1 protein-coding gene and 1 pseudogene are annotated in these 1,607 nt (G+C 62.5%); one reads left to right on the top strand and one right to left on the bottom strand.

What is annotated here, in order from left to right; all coding sequences use genetic code 11:
• Positions 1-621: pseudogene (locus APH30_RS27165) on the bottom strand (glucose-6-phosphate dehydrogenase); the annotation flags it as partial.
• A 103-nt stretch (positions 622-724) separates the two neighbouring features.
• On the opposite strand from APH30_RS27165, the gene hexR reads away from it, so the two are divergent.
• The gene (gene hexR, locus APH30_RS27160) at positions 725-1,591 is read left to right on the top strand and encodes a transcriptional regulator HexR (protein ID WP_054914250.1); all 867 of its coding nucleotides are present in this window, start codon (positions 725-727) and stop codon (positions 1,589-1,591) included.
• Positions 1,592-1,607 lie beyond the last annotated feature (16 nt).

Here is a 1,607-nt window from a genome sequence, read left to right as displayed (position 1 = left end):
CTGCACGTGATCGACCTGGTTGTTGCGCCACACCGGCTCCAGCAGGGCGTTGGCAAAGCGCAGCGCCATCAGGTTCTGCACGGTTTCCTTGCCCAGGTAGTGGTCGATACGGAATACCTGGGTTTCTTCGAACACTGCGCCAATCGCTTCGTTGATGGCGGTGGCCGATTCCAGCGAGTGGCCGATCGGCTTCTCCAGCACGATGCGTGCTTCGCCGTCGGCCAGGCCGGCGGTGTGCAGGTGGTTGGCAATGGGGACGAACAGCTTGGGTGCGGTGGCCAGGTAAAAGATGCGCGTGAGCCCGCCGGGTTCACCCAGGTAGCGCGCCAGGCGGCCGAAATCGGCGCTCTGCGACGCGTCCATGGGGAAGTAGTCGAGGCGTGCGGAAAAACGCTGCCACACTTCTTCGTCAAAGTCGGTACGGGCAACCTGTGCCCGGCAGTGGCGCTCGGCGAGCTTCAGGTAGTCATTGCGTGGCAGGTTGCGGCGGGCCAGTGCGATGACGCGTACTGCAGGGTTGAGGCGGGCCTCGCGGAACAGGTGGTAGAGCGCCGGAAGCAGTTTGTGCAGGGCCAGATCGCCGGTGCCGCCGAATACCAGAATGTCGCAAGGAATAGTCAAACCACCACTCTCCACGTTCGTTTAACTGGGCGGGTTGGCGTCCATGTAGTATAACTACAAGAAAGCTACAACCCGGCCAGCCGATCATAACCGAGTCCAGCCCGTGAATCTGTTGCAACATATCGCCCAATCGCGCCACCTGCTGCGCAAATCGGAACTGAAAGTGGCCGACCACGTGCTGCTCGACCCGGCTGCCGTCATGCACAGCTCCATGGCCGACCTGGCGCACAGCGTAGGTATCAGCGAACCCACCATCGTGCGTTTCTGCAGGGCCATCGGTTGCACGGGCTTTCAGGACCTGAAGCTGAAGCTGGCTCAGAGCCTGGCCGCCGGGGCCAGCTTCGGCCAGTTCGCCATCCACGAAGACGACTCGGTCGCCGACTACAGCCTGAAAATCTTCGACACTACCCTGCACACCCTGATGGAGGTGCGCGAGCACCTCGACCCGCTGGCGCTCCAGCAGGCGGTGAGCGCCATGGCGCAGGCCCAGCGTGTGGAGTTCTACGGCTTTGGTGCCTCGGGGGCTGTAGCGGCAGATGCCCAGCACAAGTTCTTTCGCCTGCTGCTGAGCGCGGCGGCGTATTCCGACCCGCACATGCAGGCCATGTCGGCGGTGACCTTGAAGCCGGGCGATGTGGCCGTGTGTATCTCCCAGTCCGGCCGCTCCAAGGACCTGTTGATCACCGCCAACCTGGTACGCGAGAGCGGGGCCAACCTGATTACCCTGAGCCCCAGCCAGACACCGCTGGCCGAGTTGTCGACGGTCAACCTGGCGATCGACGTGCATGAAGACACCGAAATCTATACCCCGTTGACCTCGCGCATTGCCCACCTGGTGGTGATCGACGTACTGGCCATGGGTGTGGCCATGGCGCGTGGGCCGAGCCTGGTCAACCACCTGAAAAGCGTGAAACGCAGTTTGCGCAGCCTGCGTTTGTCGCCCAAGTCGATCAAGGCTACAGACGACTGAATTCAGTCTGTGCCGG

The organism is Pseudomonas sp. NBRC 111127 (assembly GCF_001320345.1).
Lineage (GTDB): Bacteria > Pseudomonadota > Gammaproteobacteria > Pseudomonadales > Pseudomonadaceae > Aquipseudomonas > Aquipseudomonas juntendi.
Note: the sequence above shows the minus strand (reverse complement) of the source record. Positions and strands in the feature narration are given on the sequence as shown.